At 58.3% G+C, this 17,957-nt stretch carries 11 protein-coding genes and 3 pseudogenes; 11 read left to right on the forward strand and 3 right to left on the reverse strand.

The window, feature by feature from the left end:
- Nucleotides 1–39: 39 nt before the first annotated feature.
- From AC0L2Z_RS33025 to AC0L2Z_RS33060, 8 genes and pseudogenes are all read left to right on the forward strand, one after another.
- On the forward strand, nucleotides 40–1,143 hold the full coding sequence (locus AC0L2Z_RS33025; RefSeq protein ID WP_473630373.1) for a SidA/IucD/PvdA family monooxygenase: 1,104 nt from the start codon (nucleotides 40–42) through the stop codon (nucleotides 1,141–1,143).
- Between the two features lie 941 nt (nucleotides 1,144–2,084).
- Complete coding sequence (locus AC0L2Z_RS33030; RefSeq protein WP_473630374.1) at nucleotides 2,085–3,239, forward strand: TlpA disulfide reductase family protein; 1,155 nt, start codon at nucleotides 2,085–2,087, stop codon at nucleotides 3,237–3,239.
- 599 nt (nucleotides 3,240–3,838) lie between these two features.
- Nucleotides 3,839–4,237 carry a CCE_0567 family metalloprotein gene (locus AC0L2Z_RS33035; RefSeq protein WP_473630375.1) on the forward strand — a complete coding sequence of 133 codons (399 nt, stop codon included), beginning with the start codon at nucleotides 3,839–3,841 and terminating at the stop codon, nucleotides 4,235–4,237.
- Entirely contained in the window at nucleotides 4,234–4,551 is a 318-nt protein-coding gene (gene fdxB, locus AC0L2Z_RS33040; RefSeq protein ID WP_473480560.1) for a ferredoxin III, nif-specific, read from the forward strand. The genes AC0L2Z_RS33035 and fdxB overlap by 4 nt, the downstream gene beginning before the upstream one ends.
- Nucleotides 4,552–5,222: 671 nt before the next feature.
- Nucleotides 5,223–6,236: a 1-aminocyclopropane-1-carboxylate deaminase gene (locus AC0L2Z_RS33045; protein WP_473480558.1), complete on the forward strand. Its 1,014-nt coding sequence runs from the start codon at nucleotides 5,223–5,225 to the stop codon at nucleotides 6,234–6,236.
- An 859-nt stretch (nucleotides 6,237–7,095) separates the two neighbouring features.
- Complete coding sequence (gene ectB / locus AC0L2Z_RS33050; RefSeq protein ID WP_473630376.1) at nucleotides 7,096–8,352, forward strand: diaminobutyrate--2-oxoglutarate transaminase; 1,257 nt, start codon at nucleotides 7,096–7,098, stop codon at nucleotides 8,350–8,352.
- On the forward strand, nucleotides 8,345–9,184 hold the full coding sequence (locus AC0L2Z_RS33055) for a 2OG-Fe(II)-dependent halogenase WelO5 family protein (protein WP_473630377.1): 840 nt from the start codon (nucleotides 8,345–8,347) through the stop codon (nucleotides 9,182–9,184). Before ectB ends, AC0L2Z_RS33055 begins: the two co-directional genes overlap by 8 nt.
- A gap of 241 nt (nucleotides 9,185–9,425) precedes the next feature.
- Nucleotides 9,426–10,615, forward strand: a pseudogene (locus tag AC0L2Z_RS33060) (IS3 family transposase).
- Nucleotides 10,616–10,640: 25 nt separating this feature from the next.
- Here AC0L2Z_RS33060 and AC0L2Z_RS33065 read toward each other — a convergent pair.
- Nucleotides 10,641–11,486 (reverse strand): LuxR family transcriptional regulator, encoded by an 846-nt coding sequence (locus AC0L2Z_RS33065; protein WP_473630378.1) that lies wholly within the window; start codon nucleotides 11,484–11,486, stop codon nucleotides 10,641–10,643.
- Between the two features lie 805 nt (nucleotides 11,487–12,291).
- Nucleotides 12,292–13,002 (reverse strand): hypothetical protein, encoded by a 711-nt coding sequence (locus tag AC0L2Z_RS33070; protein WP_473630379.1) that lies wholly within the window; start codon nucleotides 13,000–13,002, stop codon nucleotides 12,292–12,294.
- 184 nt (nucleotides 13,003–13,186) lie between these two features.
- Between AC0L2Z_RS33070 and AC0L2Z_RS33075 the strand changes: the two genes are divergently transcribed.
- The 3 genes and pseudogenes from AC0L2Z_RS33075 to AC0L2Z_RS33085 all read left to right on the forward strand — a co-directional run bounded on the left by AC0L2Z_RS33075 (nucleotide 13,187) and on the right by AC0L2Z_RS33085 (nucleotide 17,034).
- On the forward strand, nucleotides 13,187–14,872 hold the full coding sequence (locus AC0L2Z_RS33075; RefSeq protein WP_473630380.1) for a GMC family oxidoreductase: 1,686 nt from the start codon (nucleotides 13,187–13,189) through the stop codon (nucleotides 14,870–14,872).
- Between the two features lie 732 nt (nucleotides 14,873–15,604).
- Nucleotides 15,605–16,698, forward strand: a pseudogene (locus AC0L2Z_RS33080) (IS5 family transposase).
- A gap of 207 nt (nucleotides 16,699–16,905) precedes the next feature.
- Nucleotides 16,906–17,034, forward strand: a complete 129-nt coding sequence (locus AC0L2Z_RS33085; protein WP_473630381.1) for a hypothetical protein — start codon at nucleotides 16,906–16,908, stop codon at nucleotides 17,032–17,034.
- 155 nt (nucleotides 17,035–17,189) lie between these two features.
- Here the strand turns inward: AC0L2Z_RS33085 and AC0L2Z_RS33090 are convergent.
- A pseudogene (locus AC0L2Z_RS33090) lies at nucleotides 17,190–17,762 on the reverse strand (transposase); the annotation flags it as partial.
- Nucleotides 17,763–17,957 lie beyond the last annotated feature (195 nt).

A 17,957-nucleotide genomic window follows, 5' to 3' on the forward strand; every position in this document is an offset into this window, starting at 1 on the left:
CGTGCTCATAGGACCATCTGCAAGCGCTAGACCTGACCGTTGCAACCAAAAATCAATGGGGCGGAGACGCCGCATACTCTGTACCACTTCCTGAATGCACAGTTCGAAGCCGTGCTCAGAGCTGAGTTCGAGCAATACCTGAACTGGGCCTTCTACAGGAACCCGCTTGTCCGCGGCGGCGAGACGGTGCGCGAAATCCGCTTTGACGGCGAGTTTCGGGTGCGCACCGATAAGGCGATTCTCGGCGCCAGAAACGTCGTGGTCGGCATTGGCAAGCAGGCGCATATTCCGCCGCAGTTTCAGGGCTGGACTGGACGCAATCTGTTCCACTCATCTGAATTGCTGCACATTCATCCTGAGGTGCACAAAAAGCATGTCTGCGTGGTCGGCGGGGGACAGTCCGGAGCCGAGGTGCTGTTGCACCTTGTTGGTCTGCCAAAAGAACGGCGGCCTGTCTCGATAACCTGGGTCTCGCAGCGCGAAAACTACCTGCCCATCGACAACAGCCCGTTCACAAACGAGTTGTTCATGCCCTGCTTTTCGGATCGTTTCTCGGCAATGAGCGAGCCGCAGCGCAAGCTGTTCCTGCGGCGCTTCGTGCTTGCTTCGGACGGCATTTCGGAAAGCATGTTGCGCGCGATCTATCAGGCGCTATACCGCCACGCGTTTCTAGAGCCAAACCGATGCGATCTCACACTGCGGCCGGGCTGCACTGTCTCGCACTGCATCAACGCCGGCGCGGGCCACAGACTCACCCTGCAGCACGGCATGGAGGAGGTCGAAGAAGTCACGGCCGAGATCGTCATCCTGGCCACCGGTTACGAGAGCGCGGTGCCAGGCTTCTTGGAACCGATGGCGAACCGGCTGGAAAAGATCGACAACGAATTGGCTATTCGCGAAGATTTTTCGGTGTGCTGGGACGGACCGCGTGACAGACGCATCTTCGTACAAAACGCGAGCCTAGGACAGCGTGGGCTGGCTGATCCGAATCTAAGCCTGCTGGCCTGGCGAGCGCGTCGCATCCTCGACAGCCTTCTGGGGCGCGCGCCGCGCGCCAACCCCGAGCATCCCAGTTTCATCAGCCCTACCTCTGTAAAGAGCTGGTCCGACACCGTAGCAGAAGAGATGGGCAGCGGGATATGACGGACGGCGGATCATTGGCGGTGGCATCCAAGTAGTGATTCTGGCTTCGCTGCAGCGAAGGCCAGCCTTCTCCCAAGTCTCATGACTGAACCGGCGCACTGCATAATTCTGCGAGGGTGCATTTGCGCTACGGCGGTAAAGGCCGTGTTACGTTGCTCACTCCGAATTGCGCAGTGGTCTTGACGCCCATGGATGGGTCGGTGGAGTGAAGGGCTCCCGCCCGTGGCGATGCGTGTCGTGTTTGGATCGGGTGAGGCAAGTGATTGGGACTAGTTCAAGGAAACTCGGAACCCGGCTCGGGGCGCTGACCGTTCCTGCGGGAGCAGAGGCGAATGCCTGAACTGCGTACCACCTACCAGAAACCTTCCCCAGCTCGCTCACGAAAAATATGGGACGTGCATGCGGCGTCCGACGTCTAGGCAAACAGCTTACGCAGCACCCGCGGCAGCTCGAACTCGATGGCCTGGCCCTCATGACCCCGGCGCTAGGAGAAGAGGTCAGCCATGAGCCGGCCGGCAGGCAGTCGCATGCGCGAGCCAGTCGTGGGGTTACCAGCTCTTCGAGCCGGGCGCCGAAGTGCTGCTGCTCCACTAGGCGAGGCCAATCTTACAGTCGGCAATACAGCGAACGTCTTCGCTGTCCTAAAGCGACTGACACATGAGTGATGCGTGTCCAAAAGCTTACAGCCGGCTGAAAACATGTCGGGTTCGAAACAACCGCCGTGTTGGGCCTGTTGGACTTTTGAAGCCAATAAAGCATTTGCTGCGCGCCAGGCGTGCTGGCACGGCCTTTGCTAGTTGAGGTGCGGCGATGGTGGGTGAGCTGACCCGCATGAGAACAAGCAACACGAGTGATGGGCTCAGGTGTGTTCCGTTCCTGAGGGTAGAGCCAGATTGCTCATAGACGCCAACAAGGGTGTGGGAAAAGCTTTGGAGAATAACATGGTGTTGCGGATTGAATCCCCCGCTCCTCCGATCAAAGTCAACGGCTGGCTGCGTGGCAAGCCCCTCACGAACTTTCAACCCGGCAAGGTGTACCTTGTTGAGTTTTGGGCGACTGGATGCGGACCTTGTGTGGCGGCGATGCCCCATCTGATGCAGCTACAGGAAAAATTTCAAACCAGCGGATTTGAGGTCGTCGGAGTCGCAGCTAGCGAAGAGGGCCCGACCGCGGAGGAGACGCGGACGAGCTTGGATGCTTGGCTGATTCAGAGGTTCCCCAATCTAAATTATCGGATCGCGTTCGATTACACAGGCGAAATGAACAGGCTTTGGATGAAGGCGAGTTCTTCTCTCGGAATTCCTGCCTCGTTCCTGGTGGATCGCGACGGCCGCATCGCATTCATCGGACACCCGGCGGAACTCGATGACGTTTTACCCAAAGTTATGGACGGCAGCTGGCGCAGCAGCGATGAAGCGAAAGCCGCCGATAAGGGGCGGATCGATAGGAACCAACGCACTGCGCGCGAGCTGGCGCTGACCGAACCGACGTACGCCAAGCTCCAGCCGGCGCTGCAGGCGAAGAATTGGAAGGCGGCTCTCTCTGCCGTCGAAGGAGGCCTCGCCTTGGTGCCAGACAATTACGGGTTCCGGCATACTCAGGCGGATCTTCTGCTTCACAAGCTGCGCGACATCGAGACCGGCTTGCCAGTTATGCGTCAATTGGTGGAGGACGCTATCGACAAGAAGTTTGAGGCCGTGTCCTGGATGGTAATGGCCCTGAAACAACTCTTCGATCCCTCGACGAACAACTCCCATCTTCCCCATACTGAGCGCTTCGCAATGGGCAAGGAGCTGTCTGAACAGATCTTGGCACTGAGTTCCCCACAAAGCGACGGCCCCCTTAAATTCGTTTGGTACGTTCCGGTCGCTCAGTACCACTACGAGTGTGGCAACAAGGTTCGCGCGATCGAGCTGATCGACGTCGCGCTGAAATCGCTCGATTTTCCGGAGCCAATGCCGGACCACATCAAACACTACTACCTTACCCCCTTGCTCCAAGCCTTGGCCAACTACACGGGTGAGAACGCCTGTTCCGCGGATCTTTGCGTAGTTCCGCAAAATAAGGCTCCGGAAAGTCAAAGCGCAGCCGCCTGATGAGCAAAGATCACAAAGGAACCACACCTGGAATTGAACCCTCAATCCCAGTTTTCTGCGGCGGCGCGCCCGCAGGAAGTATGCCCAGGCAGCAGAGGGGGGGATCGTTTGCTGCAAGTAAAGGCTCAGACATTAGTGACCAACAAGCGGATACGGCGCGGAGGAGAAGTTCGAGCCGAATTTGGCATGTCTTGGAAGGCAACACAGTCCAGGAAGTGTTCGAGATCGGCCACGAAGACGTCAATTGTGTGGAATGGGGCCTCCCACGCCAGCCCGCGGTTGCGCAGGTGTGCCCGAACCCGGCGTACCCGAAAGCAGAAATCCTCGGTTGCGGACGAGGATTGGAATTGAGGAAACGAAATCTCTCACGCAGCGCCTGGCTGCCGTAAACAAGGACGGCGAGCGTCTTGCCCCTGTTTGACCAATGCCTCCTGCGGCTTATCCGATGCTAAATCGCGGACCGAGCTGCTGGCGGCTTTACCGTCACCAAGGAACTGCGGCGTGAGATCCAATCATGTGCGGTCCGGATCGGGACGTGATGGAGGCTCTACGTTTTCACCGCAGCAGGGTTTGCTCAGGCCTGATGAAGTGCCCGCAAGGTGAAAGTTTCTGGGCTTCGGGCGCGTGCTTTTCGCGGGCAGGCAGTTGCTCATCCTGTCGAGGCGTCCGCCGCTTGGGCCTCGAGACTTTCCGGAACTGCGGATTCCGGAACCAAACTGGTCGATGACGCGACTGCAGCTATGCCTATTGCCATGTCGTGCGAGCGTGAAAAGACCGATTTTCAAGGAAGGATCATGTCAAACTTGGATCAGATGGTGAAAAAGGTCCGAAAGCTTCAACTGCGCGCAGCAATTGCTAAGACGAACTTGCGCGACCTTGCCGAGGGTCTTCCGGTGAAATGGACTGAGATAGAGGAAGTGGCCGAGAAAGCGCACGCCGTTTATGCGGAGTTGCATGGTGCCAGGAGAGAGCTCGCGAAAATGAAGACTTTACGATGAAGGGCGAATTCATCACCCGCGACGGCTCCAGATGGGTGCCGGAATATCTGATGACTATAGATGGCAAGATCTGCATCGGCTGCGGGCGCTGTTTCAAGGTCTGCTCGCGGGAGGTCATGCACCTTTACGCCGTAGATGACGCGGGTGAAATCCTCGGCGCCTGCGACGGCGGTGACGACGACTTCGATGGTGAGCTCAATCGCATGATTATGGTGGTGGACCATGCTGGCCGATGCATTGGCTGCGGAGCCTGCGGCCGTGTCTGCCCAAAGAACTGCCAGACTCATGTCGCGGCCGACCAGATCTCGGCCTGAGCTGCATGATTGACGAGAGAAATCAGGAGAACGGCATTGCGCTTAATCATCTTTTGTCGGCTCCTGGGGATGGTCCTATGCGGCAACGCTGTGACGGTTTACTTAGCGTCGGATTCCATCCGTCTGGCCGTCTTCACGACGCTAGCCTTTTGGCTGGTTCTCCAGGTGGCCTATTTTGCAAACCTTCTATTTCTAATCTGGCGGTCCAGCGGCGTTCGCGGCGAGCAAAGGGCTGAGCTTTTCGTTAGCTCCCAGAAAGTTCAATTCCGGTCATCAGACAGTGATGAGGTGAGGAATGAATCTTCAGATGTGCGCCAGCGCAATCTAATGCTCGGCATGGCAATGCTCCTTCCTTGAGGCGCCGTGACAAGATAAAGCACAGGTTCCTATAACTTCGGGGTAACCATTATCGAGGTGATCGTCGCGTGCGACAATCGGATGCGACCGCGTTCTGGTGATGACCGGCATCGAAGCAGGTTTCGCTCCATAGCTATCGTTCGGACCACAACAGCGCCCGGGTGCTTCGTCTCGACCGCGAACGAGGCGCCGGATAGCATTAACAGCGGCCTCTTTTGAAAACATCCGAACGTGCCGGCTCACAGTCAAACGCATCTCTTAGAAGCGCTCGTGCACCGCTAGTTTCCCGGCAATCACGTACCACTGGAGAAAATATGCTGAAACGGTTCGCACGCTACCCGCTCACCTTCGGACCCACCCCTGTCGAGAAGCTCGACCGGCTCGGCAAGCATCTGGGCGGCAAGGTGGAAATCTACGCCAAGCGCGAGGACTGCAACTCTGGTCTCGCATTCGGCGGAAACAAGCTGCGCAAGCTTGAATACATCATCCCCGATGCGATCGCGTCAGATGCGGACACGCTCGTCACCGTCGGCGGCGTGCAGTCCAACCACACCCGGATGGTGGCAGCGGTCGCCGCCAAGGTCGGCATGAAATGCCTTTTGGTTCAGGGGAGCTGGGTTCCACATGACGATGCCGTCTACGACCGGGTCGGCAATATTCTCTTGAGCCGCATCTTGGGCGCAGAGGTGCACCTGGTCGACGAGGGCTTTGACATCGGCATCCGCCAAAGTTGGGAAAAAGCCCTTGATGAGGTCAAGGCAAGGGGCGGCAGGCCCTATGGGATACCTGCCGGTGCCTCTGTCCACAAATACGGCGGCCTTGGTTATGTGGGGTTCGCCGAGGAGGTGCGTGCGCAAGAGAAACAGCTTGGGTTTGCCTTCGACTACATTGTCGTTTGCACGGTCACCGGTTCAACGCATGCCGGCATGATCGTCGGGTTCGCCGCGGACGGTCGACAGCGCAAGGTGATCGGTGTCGATGCCTCTGCGACTCCCGCCAAGACAAAGGCGCAGGTGCTTGGCATAGCACAACGTACAGCGCTGCTCGTCGAGCTCGGAACGGAACTCATCGAGGCTGACGTCATATTAATCGAGGACTACGCGTACCCGCGCTATGGCATTCCATCCGAGGAAACGAAGGAGGCAATCCGGCTGTGCGCGCGGCTCGAGGGCATGATTACCGATCCCGTCTATGAGGGCAAATCAATGCATGGAATGATCGACCTCGTGAAGAGAGGCTTCTTTCCAGAGGGGTCTAAGATCCTCTACGCGCATCTCGGCGGCGCGCCTGCGATCAACGGGTACGGTTACGCCTTCCGCAATGGCTGACGCGCGACAGACGCGCTACATGCTGCCCTGTGGGCGATATGAACCAACTGGAATTCCCATAAGCTAACGTGGCAGGGTTCAGGAAGCGCCGTCGGGTGTGCGAGCAGCGATGCCTGATGGCGCGCGCACTAGACAGCTCTTGGCTCCTGCTCGACCACGGTAAGCAGCTGCCGCAAAGTCCGGCGTCCGCCGGCCCTGTTTCCAAACCCCATTGTCGAAGCCGGAATGCGGAACCGGCGCTTGAATTCCTCAGTCGATCTACCATCTTGCGGACCGACTTGACGCGCCGGCGACGTCGGGTGGATTGGACGGCGTGCAGCGGCAGCTCGACATGTTTTCACGCAACTGACTAGCGCCGACTCTCGATCAGTTCCGTGCCGAAGCAGTCGGCCCGGGCATTTTCGATCGTCCCGGCCACCGGTAATTGCGTTCTTCTGTTCGGGCGTCCGCTCTGCCTTGGGCGGCGTTTGCGTGGGCACAGATCATAGTCGCCACTCCTCTGTCAGCATGAGGTCAACGGCCCGCAAACCGCTATGCCTGCCCCTTCCGGGATAGCAAAAGCGCATCTTCCGTAAGGCCACCTGCTTGATGCTGCAAGACCATCGCCACGACGTAAGACCAGCAGGTTCGTTCCCAGGCGTTTTGGGCCAGTGAATTCCCTGATTTATTGGCGTCGGCGTCAACCGGGATGGCCAGCCCATGTAGAGGTCTGCCCGATACCAGAGCCGACTTGAGGAGTTCTCGCACGGCAAATGCGTCAACTACCAGATGCCGTAGTTTCGGCGTTCAGCCGAAAACCTTAGACAAGATCGCGTCAACCCACTCTCTCATTGACGCTCGCCTAGATCAGGGACTCATCATGAATACCGACGCTTTCGCCACGTATGAATCTAACGTTCGTCGTTATTGCCGGTCGTTTCCGACAGTATTTACGAAAGCTCTCGGGGCGATAATCTGGGACGAGTCCGGTAAGCCTCATATCGACTTTATTGTTGGGTCTGGCGCACTTAACTACGGACATAACAACCCAACTATCATTGCCCCAGCAATAGAATATATGATCGGTGAGAACATTCTTCTGTCGCTTGACATGTATACGGCGGCAAAGCGTGACTTCATTGAAGCGTTTGTTGAATCGATCCTGAAGCCCAGAGGCCTTTCGTACAAGATACAGTTTCCTGGGCCGACCGGCACAAACGCCAATGAAGCGGCACTGGCCCTGGCGCGAAAATATACCGGCCGCTCGAGTGTCATGGCCTTCACAAACTCATACCACGGCATGTCGCTTGGCTCTCTGGCGGTGTCGGGCTCGGCGTCTACGAGAGAGCTGGGAGGCGTCGCACGCCACGATGTGATCCGTGTGCCTTATGACGGCTATGCAAACCAGGCTTTCGATTCTGCCAGTTACATCGACCGCGTTTTGGGCGATCCGGGAAGCGGCATAGAAAAACCTGCCGCAATCATTTTGGAGCCTATCCAGGCAGAAGGCGGCATGAACACCGCATCCGCAGCTTGGCTCACAGAAATTCAGCGCATCTGCCGCAAGCACGGTATTGTTTTCATCGTTGACGACATTCAGGCAGGATCGGGTCGGACCGGTGATTTCTTCTCGTTCGAGTTCGCAAAAATCGAACCTGATATAGTGACTCTTTCCAAGTCCCTAAGCGGTTCAGGTAGTCCGTTGTCCATCGTTCTGATTAGACCCGACCTGGACATATGGAAACCCGGAGAACATAGCGGGACTTTCAGAGGCAACAATTTCGCCTTTGTGACGGCAGGGGCCATGTGCAAAATGTGGTCGGACCTCCGGTTTACTGATGGCGTCGAGCGGACAGCGGTCAAGCTGCAAGCGCACCTTGACCGCCTTGTCGCTAAGTTTCCCAAGTGCATTGAACAGAAGCGCGGCCGCGGTCTGATGGCCGGCCTCAAGTGCAGTTCATCGGCCGCTGCGAGCCGTGTACACGATATCGCGTTCGAAAACGGTCTGCTTATCGAATCCTCAGGGCCAGATCGCGACGTTATCAAAGTTCTCCCGCCGATAACCATCACCGATGACGAGCTCGATCATGGCATCGCCGTCCTTGATCGCGCACTACAGGAGCAAGACAATGTCTAGTCAGATATCTCAACCGCCGGCCATCTCCCCAGTTACTGTCAGAGAACGCAATGGCTCCATCAGCACTGCTGACATCATCTCAGTCATGAAAGGCGAGACCACCGCTCTGCACATCAGCCATGCTTTCAGCACCGAAGTAGCCGAGGAGATCACCACGAACTTTGTTGGCAGTCCCGGTCTCAAGGAGCGTAAAGATGGCGTCCCCGGACAATATGTGGGCGCATCCCACTACAGGAAGGATGCAGCCACCTATTTCGCCGAGGCCGAAAATGCGCGACCGTACGTCGACGCCCTTTTTGAGAATTTGGTTGATCCGGTCCGAGCAATATTCGACGCATTGAAGCGCGAGCTTCACAACCAGGGTATCGAATTGCGGCTGGCCCGTTCAGAACGCGGTCAGGCTAATGTTTGTCGCGCTCTCAGTTGGTCTGGCAGCGGCACGTTTTCCTTGGACGCCCACGACGATGTCGCTCAAGTGTTACGTGCTGGGAACGATTACGAGCTTTCTGCGGTGGCGCACAACACCGTCGCAGCACTCAACTTTTATCCCAGCATGCCTGAGGAAGGTGGAAACTTGAGGCTCTGGAGTCACAAGCCGACAGTCGCGGACCGAAAGTCGCAGCGTGTGGAGACTACTGGCTATCCCTATTCGGCAGCCTATCTCGAGGACGTTCCTTGTCGTGACTTCCAGCTCAAGGCCGGGGATATCGCCCTAATTGATGGCGGTTTCGTCCACGGGGTGACCGGTCAATCAGGCAACGGAAGGCGTCGCCTGGTGCTGAACAGCTTTTTCGGGTTTGCGCGGCCGGATCTTGTTCTCTGGTGGACCTGAAGTTGGATGCGCAGCGACCGACCGGCTTCCGCCGACAGTTAAGGCCTCAACATCTTTCCCGACGGGTAACCACAACTGTAACTTCCTCCAGTTGGGGATTAGAGCCCGGCCTCGTTGAAGGACAGACTGATGAGGAAAAAGCGATTTACGGGGCCGCAGTCATCGCGGTTTGCGCTGACCTGCCACGGGTAATTTCCTCCATCTGAGATTAGAGTCCGGCCTCGATTGAAGGACGGGACTGATGAAGAGAAAGCGGTTTACGGAAGAGCAGATCATCGCGGTTCTGCGTGAGCATGAGGCGGGAGCAAAGGCGGGCGACCTGGCGCGCAAGCATGGGATCTCCGAGGCGACGCTGTATAACTGGAAGGCGAAGTATGGCGGGATGGACGTCTCCGATGCCAACGGCTGAAAGCCTTGGAAGACGAGAACGCGAAGCTGAAGAAGCTGCTCGCCGACCAGATGCTCGAAGCGTCGGCACTGCGCGAGCTTCTTTCAAAAAAATGGTAGGGCCCGCCGCCAAGCGCGAAGCCGTCGCGCATCTGCAGGCCGTCATGGGCGTGTCGGAGCGTCGGGCCTGTTCCTTCGTCGGTGCCGATCGCAAGATGGTCCGCTATCGGTCCCGACGTCCGCCGGAGACGGAGCTGCGCACAAGGTTACGCGACCTCGCCAACGAGCGCCGCCGCTTCGGCTATTGACGCCTGTTCATTCTGCTCCAGCGAGAGGGCGAGCCATCAGGGGTCAATCGCATCTACCGGCTCTACCGCGAGGAGGGTCTGACGGTGCGCAAGCGCCGGGCACGGCGACGAGCGGTCGGCACGCGGGCGCCGATCCTGGTTGAGGCGAAGCCGAACGCGCGCTGGTCGCTGGACTTCGTCCATGACCAGTTCGCCTGCGGGCGGCGGTTCCGGGTGCTGAACATCGTCGACGACGTGACGCGCGAATGCCTTGCCGCGATCCCGGACACGTCGATCTCCGGTCGGCGCGTTGCTCGGGAACTGACTGACCTGATCGCCCGGCGCGGCAAGCCGGACATGATCGTTTCCGACCACGGCACAGAGTTCACCTCGAACGCCATCCTCGCCTGGTCGAAGGATCATCGCGTCGAATGGCACTACATCGCGCCGGGCAAGCCGATGCAAAATGGCTACGTCGAATCCTTCAACGGCCGGATGCGCGATGAGCTGTTGAACGATAGCCTGTTCTTCGGCCTCGATCACGCCCGAAGCGCCATCGCCGAATGGAGGCAGGACTTTAACACGGCGAGGCCTCATTCCTCGCTCGGCTACCTGACCCCGGCGGCCTTCGCCGGAACCCTCGCCGCAACCGGCTCCGACGCTGCGCTCAATGAAAGGCTTCGCGTCTCCGCCGGTTGCTCAAATCGCGCCATACGGCGTAACAGAAACGGCCGAGGCTCTAATCGCCACTGGATGAAAGTTCAGTGGCAGGTCACCGCTTCTTACACTTCGATAATTCCGAAGTTTACGGCTTTTATTGCGGCGACCGTTCTGCTACCGGTATCCAATTTACGCATTACGTTTTTTATATGAAAATTGACAGTGTTTACGGATATCCCCAGAATTTTTCCTATTTCCCACGAGGATTTCCCTCTCGCCGTCCACAGTATGCACTCTCTTTCTCTTACGGAAATGTCAGGATATTTGTCGATAGCACTCGAATTCGCGAGCTGTGCGACTCTCAGATGGAAATGAAGCGCGGCAAGTTCCAAGTATGTGATTGCTCTATTTTGGAAACCGTAGTCCCTGGCTCGAGCAAAACTCATGAATGCAAAGCGGCCTTGGGGGCCGTGCAATGGAACGCTGATGCCCGACCTTAAGCCGAACGTGGCAGCCTCATCGAAAACACGCCGTTCGTCTTCAGTCGTGTTCGCGTCGTTGTACACATCGCTCCATCGAAAGGCGCTTGTCCGCTGTCGACTTGTCTTGATGATGGGGTCTATCCTGTCATAACCCATTTCGAAATAGCGCTCCTGCCATTCATCGGGATAGTTCAGCATGATCGTCGGATCGCGTCGTACCGGTTTTAAAAATTTTTGGTCGGGTGCAAGAGAGCCATAGGCGATCCACGGGCAATCAAAATTCAGGACAAAAGCAGATAAGAGGTCGAACAACTGCTCGGATTGGGCAACGGCATCCGTCTGGTCGAGAAACCGGCCGAGTTCCACCGCAAACACCTCCCTGGCCGCCTTGGGGAAATGCATCGATGAGACCAAAGAGGGCCGGTCGGACACTCTGGTTGCCAGCCCTCGAAGTTGAGAGACAGCAGCTATCGGCGGGCGTTCCATAGTCTCTGCTCCGCAGCCATTTGCACCGGATATTGTCACTGGCGCACAAGCTGCCGGCTGTATGGGTACGGCTCTGCGCGTCGTCCTCGTCAGGCCGGCATCGTCAAAGCTCTACCACCTCGTTGCTGTTAGCCGAGTTATTTAACTTAAACTTTATGTGTATGCGTTAAGTGTGTGAGAGGAGTAGTGTGAAGAAGTGTATTGAGTTGTGTATGGGTTGTGATAACGATGCTAATGAGCTTAATGAGTGTAATGTGTTGAAGTGTTTGTGTCGTGTATCTGCTTATACATCATTATGAAAGCGCAACATAGGGAAATAAACCTTAGATTCTGATCATTGTTTGAGCGCATCTATCGAAAGATCTTGCCGGCCCGGTTGAGATGCGGCTAAGCTCCCGCTCCGCCCGCCAATCCGATGATGACGGATATCCCGCGAGCAATTCCCGCGCTTTACGACGTCTCCACCGGGATCACGTGTACGTTCCGTGACCTTCTTGGAGCGAAGCCTCCGGGAAGCCCCAGGCCGAGTTCGCTGTCGATGACAAAATCGGAACTCGTCCGTTGGCGAAATACGCCAGTTGGTCCGGTGAAAAATGACCAGCCCAACTCTGGTCGCGACCAAACACTGCTGCGCAGGACCAACAGCGTAGCCGGATTGGTGGCAGCCTCAAAGCCGAGTTCGCAATAGCGGCATTTACGGATACTGTGCCACCGAACCCATGGCCACCCGCGCCCAGCGCCACTGATCTCGCCTTGCCATTCGCCAGGACGGGGCGATCTCATACTGCATCTGGTGCGCGTCAAATCAGCGTCGTGCAATGCTGTCCATTATGAGAGTGCGCGAAAGCGTCTTCAACAGTTCGTCTCGTGTCAACCAAACGAGCCAATCGTCGTCATCTATCCCGTGCGCAGGCAAGTGCAGGACTGATCCGTGCGGCTCGCAATGAACATAGCCGTAGCGATCGACTACGCCTTTGTCGATGTGCCAGCCGGCAACCAGCGCATAAATGAAGTCCGGCGCCCAGTTGGCCCATGCCAGTCCGAATGCAATGTGACCGATAAAGGTAGAGAGGCCGCGGCCTCTGAAGTCCTCGCGCAACCAGATATCGCCATGATACGCGACCAGCCCGGTTATGTTGCGCGCAGTCGGCGCGTCGCAGCGAGACGAGGAACCGGGCCCGGCTTTGAGGTTAGGATCCGCGAACCAGGCTCTGAGCGACCCAAGGTGCTCAGCAAGGTCTGTGTTGGATATATGATCTAAACGCAGTGCCTGGACATGCGCTACTCTTCCTTCCCGATCCCGCCCGGCGATCCAAAAGGCCTTCCCAGGCGGAAGATCAGAACTGTCAGGACGGAAGCTTGGATAAGTCGGTGTCTTTCCGGGAAGTCTGCTGGTAATCCCAACGTATTCCTCAAAATCGTCGCCCATCGTAATATGGAGACCGGACTTGCGCCCCCACTCCTCTGCCACACAGAGGTACCTCGAAACCTCAAGTGTCGTCACCTTGTTCTGCATGCCGATGCACCCTGATCAATACGCTGAACCTACATGGCTTTTAGAGTTTTCGGGCAAGCACCGGTACTACGGCATCTGGTAGTAGACGCGTCCGCTAATTGGCACGAAAGCGTGTCCAGGCACATGCTGAGTAGCCTGTCAACACCTACTGCCCTTATCGGGGCATACGGAAGGGAGGATTGCCTTGGTTTTCGACTATATCGTCGTGGGTGGGGGTTCCTCTGGATGCGTCATGGCGAGCAGGCTCTCCGCCGATGGAAATCGCGTGCTGCTCATCGAAGCCGGTCCTGATACGCCCCCGAACGCCGTCCCTAACGACATTCTCGACGGCAATCCGACGCGTGCTTACTTCAATCCCGATTATCAGTGGCCGTCACTCGACGCGACCATGATACGGGACGGCCGCAAGCCCGTTCATTACGAGCAGGCCCGGGTCATGGGCGGCGGCTCCAGCATCAATGCTCAGGTGGCGAACCGCGGTGGTCCCGAAGATTACAATGAATGGGCCTCAAGCGGTGCAACGGGCTGGGGTTGGGAGGAGGTTCTACCCTACTTCCGTCGCCTCGAATGCGATCTGGATTTCGACGGCGAATTTCACGGCAAAGTTGGTCCCCTGCCGATAAGACGTGTTCGGCAATCAGACTGGTCCGGCTTTATCCGAGCGGTAGCGAGAGCGTATGAAAGTGCAGGTATTCATTTCAGGCCGGACTTCAACGGTGCCTTTGGTGACGGATACTCCGCTGTTCCGTTGACAAACCGCAACGGCCACCGAGTTTCTGCTGCGATGGCCTACTTGTCCGAGAGCGTCCGCTCTCGGCCCAATTTGACAATCTTGTCGGAAACGACGGTTGTGCGGCTGACCTTTTCAGGACGCGCCATAACGGGTGTGGAGACGGACAACAACTCGGGCCAGCAGTCGTACCGCGCTTCGACCGTGGTCCTCTGCGCCGGAGCCATCCATTCGCCCGCCATATTGATGCGCTCCGGGATAGGTCCGGCCGAGCAACTGACAAAACTCGGTATTCCAGTCGTTACAGAGCTGAAAGGTGTGGGCCGGAGCCTTCAGGAACATCCAGGGATCGCCGTTTCGACGTATTTGAAACCAGCCGATCGCATGGCACCTCATGTGAGCGGCCACATCCAGATGCATGCTCGTTACTCGTCGGGCTACAGCGGGTGCCCTTCGACAGATATGGCAATATCGGCCGTTGCCAAGTCGGCCTGGCACCCCCTCGGCAAGCGCCTCGGCTCCCTCTATTTCTGGGTCAACCGCCCTTATTCGACAGGAAGCATCGTCCTGAAGGATCGCTCACACGCAATCGCGCCGGAGGTTGATTTCAACTGGTTGAGCGATGAGCGGGACGCCGCGCGATTGAAGCAGGGATTCCGTTTTATCGGCCGCCTGCTGAAGCAAGATTCACTGTCGGCCGTGGCGCTCGACCCCTTCCCGTCAGCTTGGAATGCGCGTGCGAAGCAGGTTAGCAAGGTCAATTGCATTAATTACGGACTTACCTCGGTGTTGGCGCTGCTCATGGACTGCTCTCCACGCCTGCGTCGGGGCCTCATCAGGCACGTCATAACCGATGGTCGTAGCATTTCAGATCTGAATACTGACGAGGGGTTGTTGGATCGGTTTGTGCGCCAGAATGTGACCGGCAATTGGCATCCGACGTCGAGCTGCAGGATGGGGGCAGCCTCAGACCCTGCCGCCGTGACCGATCCATCGGGCCGCGTTCGCGGCGTTCCCGGCTTGAGGATCGCCGACGCTTCGGTGATGCCATTTTGCCCCCGAGCCAACACAAATATTCCAACGATCATGGTGGCTGAGAAGATAGCTGACGCGATATTGAAGGAAGACCGGAATGGCTAGCGAACAGGAAATCAAAAGCTTCATCGACGGAGAGCGGCGGAATTCGTCTTCCGGCAGTTGGATCGGGCTCGATAGCCGTCGATGCCGTGACAATTGCCATCGTCGCGCAGGCAAGGGCCCAAAGAGGGGGCTTGCCGCCGCTGCCACTCACCGGGGTCTGGGATCGCGTCCTTGTAGACATGCATCCTACGCCTGTGGATGCATTCTGTTCCCCATTGCCGACGCACTGAGGCGTGGCGATGCTTTCGCCACAGCCGTCTGTATGGACACTGGCTAGGCCAATTAACGCGCATGAGGAGGTACGGACCGCGATCCGATACCTCAGGTACTACGAACGGCCTTGCTGAGAACTTGAAGGCGGCTCGATTCCGCATGGCGCCTCCCGACCACACAGTCAGAACCCGCTTGGGGCTTCCGGCTTCCGCCCAGATCAGGCCGTAGAACTTCCCGCTGGAACTGACCGCTCGTCCGCTCGCCTGCCGCTCGCCTGTGCGAACGCGACCGACAACTCGATGGGGGTGGTGAGATCGCCGGAACTGACGCCTGTCGGAAATTGAATAGCCCGCGCCTGCGAGACAGCGGGGCTGCCAGCCGGAGCAGTCAATATTCCCAATCCCCACTATCGCCAAGCGGCAGGCCAGACGTTTGTCGGCGCTGCAGCTGTTGAAAAAGGCACTCGCCACCGGAGCGCAGCGATGATTCACTGGCTCGGAAGGGATTCGGAGGTAACGAGTGCGCGGCGGCGACGATCGAACTGGCGAACTGTTTAGCTACGTGGACCTTGAAGCGCGGGTTCGGCGCAATCATCCATTGCGGGCGATCCGGACGATCGTGAATGAAGCCCTGTCGGCGCTGGAGCGTGAGTTCGGCGCTGTACTCGCCGATCGGACGGCCATAGATCCCGCCGGAGAAGCTGCTGCGGGCGATGCTGTTGCAGGCATTCTATTCGATCCGCTCGGAGCGGCTGCTGATGGAGCGGCTGGAATACGACCTTCTGTTCCGCTGGTTCGTCGGGATTGGCGTTGACGATGCGGCCTGGGATCATTCTGTGTTCTCCAAGAACCGCGACCGGTTGCTGGAGGGCGACATCGCCGCAAAGTTCCTGAGCGCGCTACTGGCGCAGCCCACGGTCAAGAGGCTTCTGTCGACGGATCACTTCTCGGTCGACGGGACGCTGATCGAGGCCTGGGCGTCGATGAAGAGCGTCAAGCCAAAGGACGGCTCGGGCGAGCCGCCGGCTCCGGGTGGCGGCGGGAGCAACGCGGAAGCGGATTTCCATGGCCAGAAGCGGTCGAACGAAACGCATGCCTCGACCACCGATCCTGATGCCAGGCTCTATCGCAAGGGCAAAGGCAAAGAGACGAAGCTGTGCTTCATCGGGCATGGGTTGATGGAGAACCGCCACGGCCTGCTGGTCGGTGCCTGCCTGACGCTGGCCGACGGACATGCTGAGCGAGTGGCCGCACTGCATATGATCGAACCCTGCGCCGACCGGCCGCAGGCCATCACGCTCGGCGCCGACAAGGGCTATGACGCTGAGGACTTTCATCAATGAGTTGCGCTCAATGAAGGTGACGCCGCATGTAGCGCAGAACACGAACGGCCGTAGTTCGGCCATCGACGGGCGCACCACCCGGCATAGCGGCTTTGCTGTCAGTCAGCGTATTCGCAAGCGCATCGAAGAGGCGTTCGGCTGGATCAAGACGGTTGCCGGTCAGCGCCAAACCAAGTTCCGCAGCCGGGACCGCGTCGGATGGGGCTTCACCTTCGCTGCCGCCGCCTACAATCTGGTGCGGCTGCCGAAGCTCATGGCGGTGCCAGCTTGAGCGCGCCGGCAGGCTGCCAGTTGACCGGCCGCTGGCGGATCGTCGAGGCCGACCTGGGATCGCGGCTATCTCGATCTGAGCGGCCCTGCCACCATCACTATAGGGGATGACAACAACGGCGAGATCGCCTTTGGCGCCCTGCAAGCCGGCCTCGATCTCAGCTACAGTCCCTCGATGGTCTTCTTCACATGGGCCGGCTGCGACAAAATGGACGAAGTCACAGGTGATGGCTCCGCCGAGCTGCTCGACGATGGCTCGATCGAGATCACATTCGCCTATCACAACGGCGACGAAGCCATCCTCAAGGCCAAACGTGATCCTTCTTCAGCCTGCTAGTACTACTGCGTCATAAATTGCGAGCCTGACGCGGACTGTCCATGGCCCTTGTGCAGAACGGACATCGTTGCAGACGGTTGGCCAGGGCCACAGTCAGGCGTCGCCTGATGGTCGGGATCGAGGTCGGGACGTGCCGCTCTGGTCGGATCGGAGGGTCCGCGGGGTCGATAACCGCCGGGAAGACCAGGTGTTTGGCGGCCCTGGGCGCGAGTTGGAGTTGAGGGGGAAATCGTCTCCCGCAGAGAGACCAGGAAGCCATAGGCGGCGATACAGGGGCTGGCGTGGTGGTGGAAGCCCCGCCACCCTCGGCCTTCGTAGTGGCCCAGTCCCAGCTCCTGCTTGAGTTCCTGATAGTCCCGCTCGATGCGCCAACGCACCTTGGCGGCGTCGACCAACTGGGTGATCGTAGCGTCGGCCGGCAAGGTGGAGAGCCAATGCTTGCTCGGCTCGACCTCGCCTTCAGGCCACTCGATCAGGAGCCACTCTTCGGCGTGAGCCTCGGGCCGATTGTAGTCCCTGGATGCCGGCCACAAGCGCACGGCGGCGAAGCGGGAATTGAGCTCGGTGTTGGTTCCTTCACGCCAGGCGATCGTGCGCCAAGTCTCGGCGTCGAACTCCTCGGCCAGGGCTTTGGCCGAGATCGGCTTGTGATTGTCGGTTCGGCCGACTCGAGACGGCGGCCGGCCTCTTCCGCTCCAAAGCTTGGGCGGCAGCGGGCTCTTGCCTGGGCTTGGGAAAGGCTGCCTTCTATGACCGACAGCGCCATTTCCTCTCGACGCAGCGGCGTCAGATGGTCATTCTTATGGATGTTCATTCGGACCCTCCGGCGAATCTGAAGTGTGGTAACTCCAGTCTCCTCGGTCAGGCCCGAATGGACAACCTTCCGAAAGCTCACAACTAGAGCACGTCCTGTTTAATCCGGT

The sequence above is a fragment of the Mesorhizobium sp. WSM4850 genome (assembly GCF_055811735.1).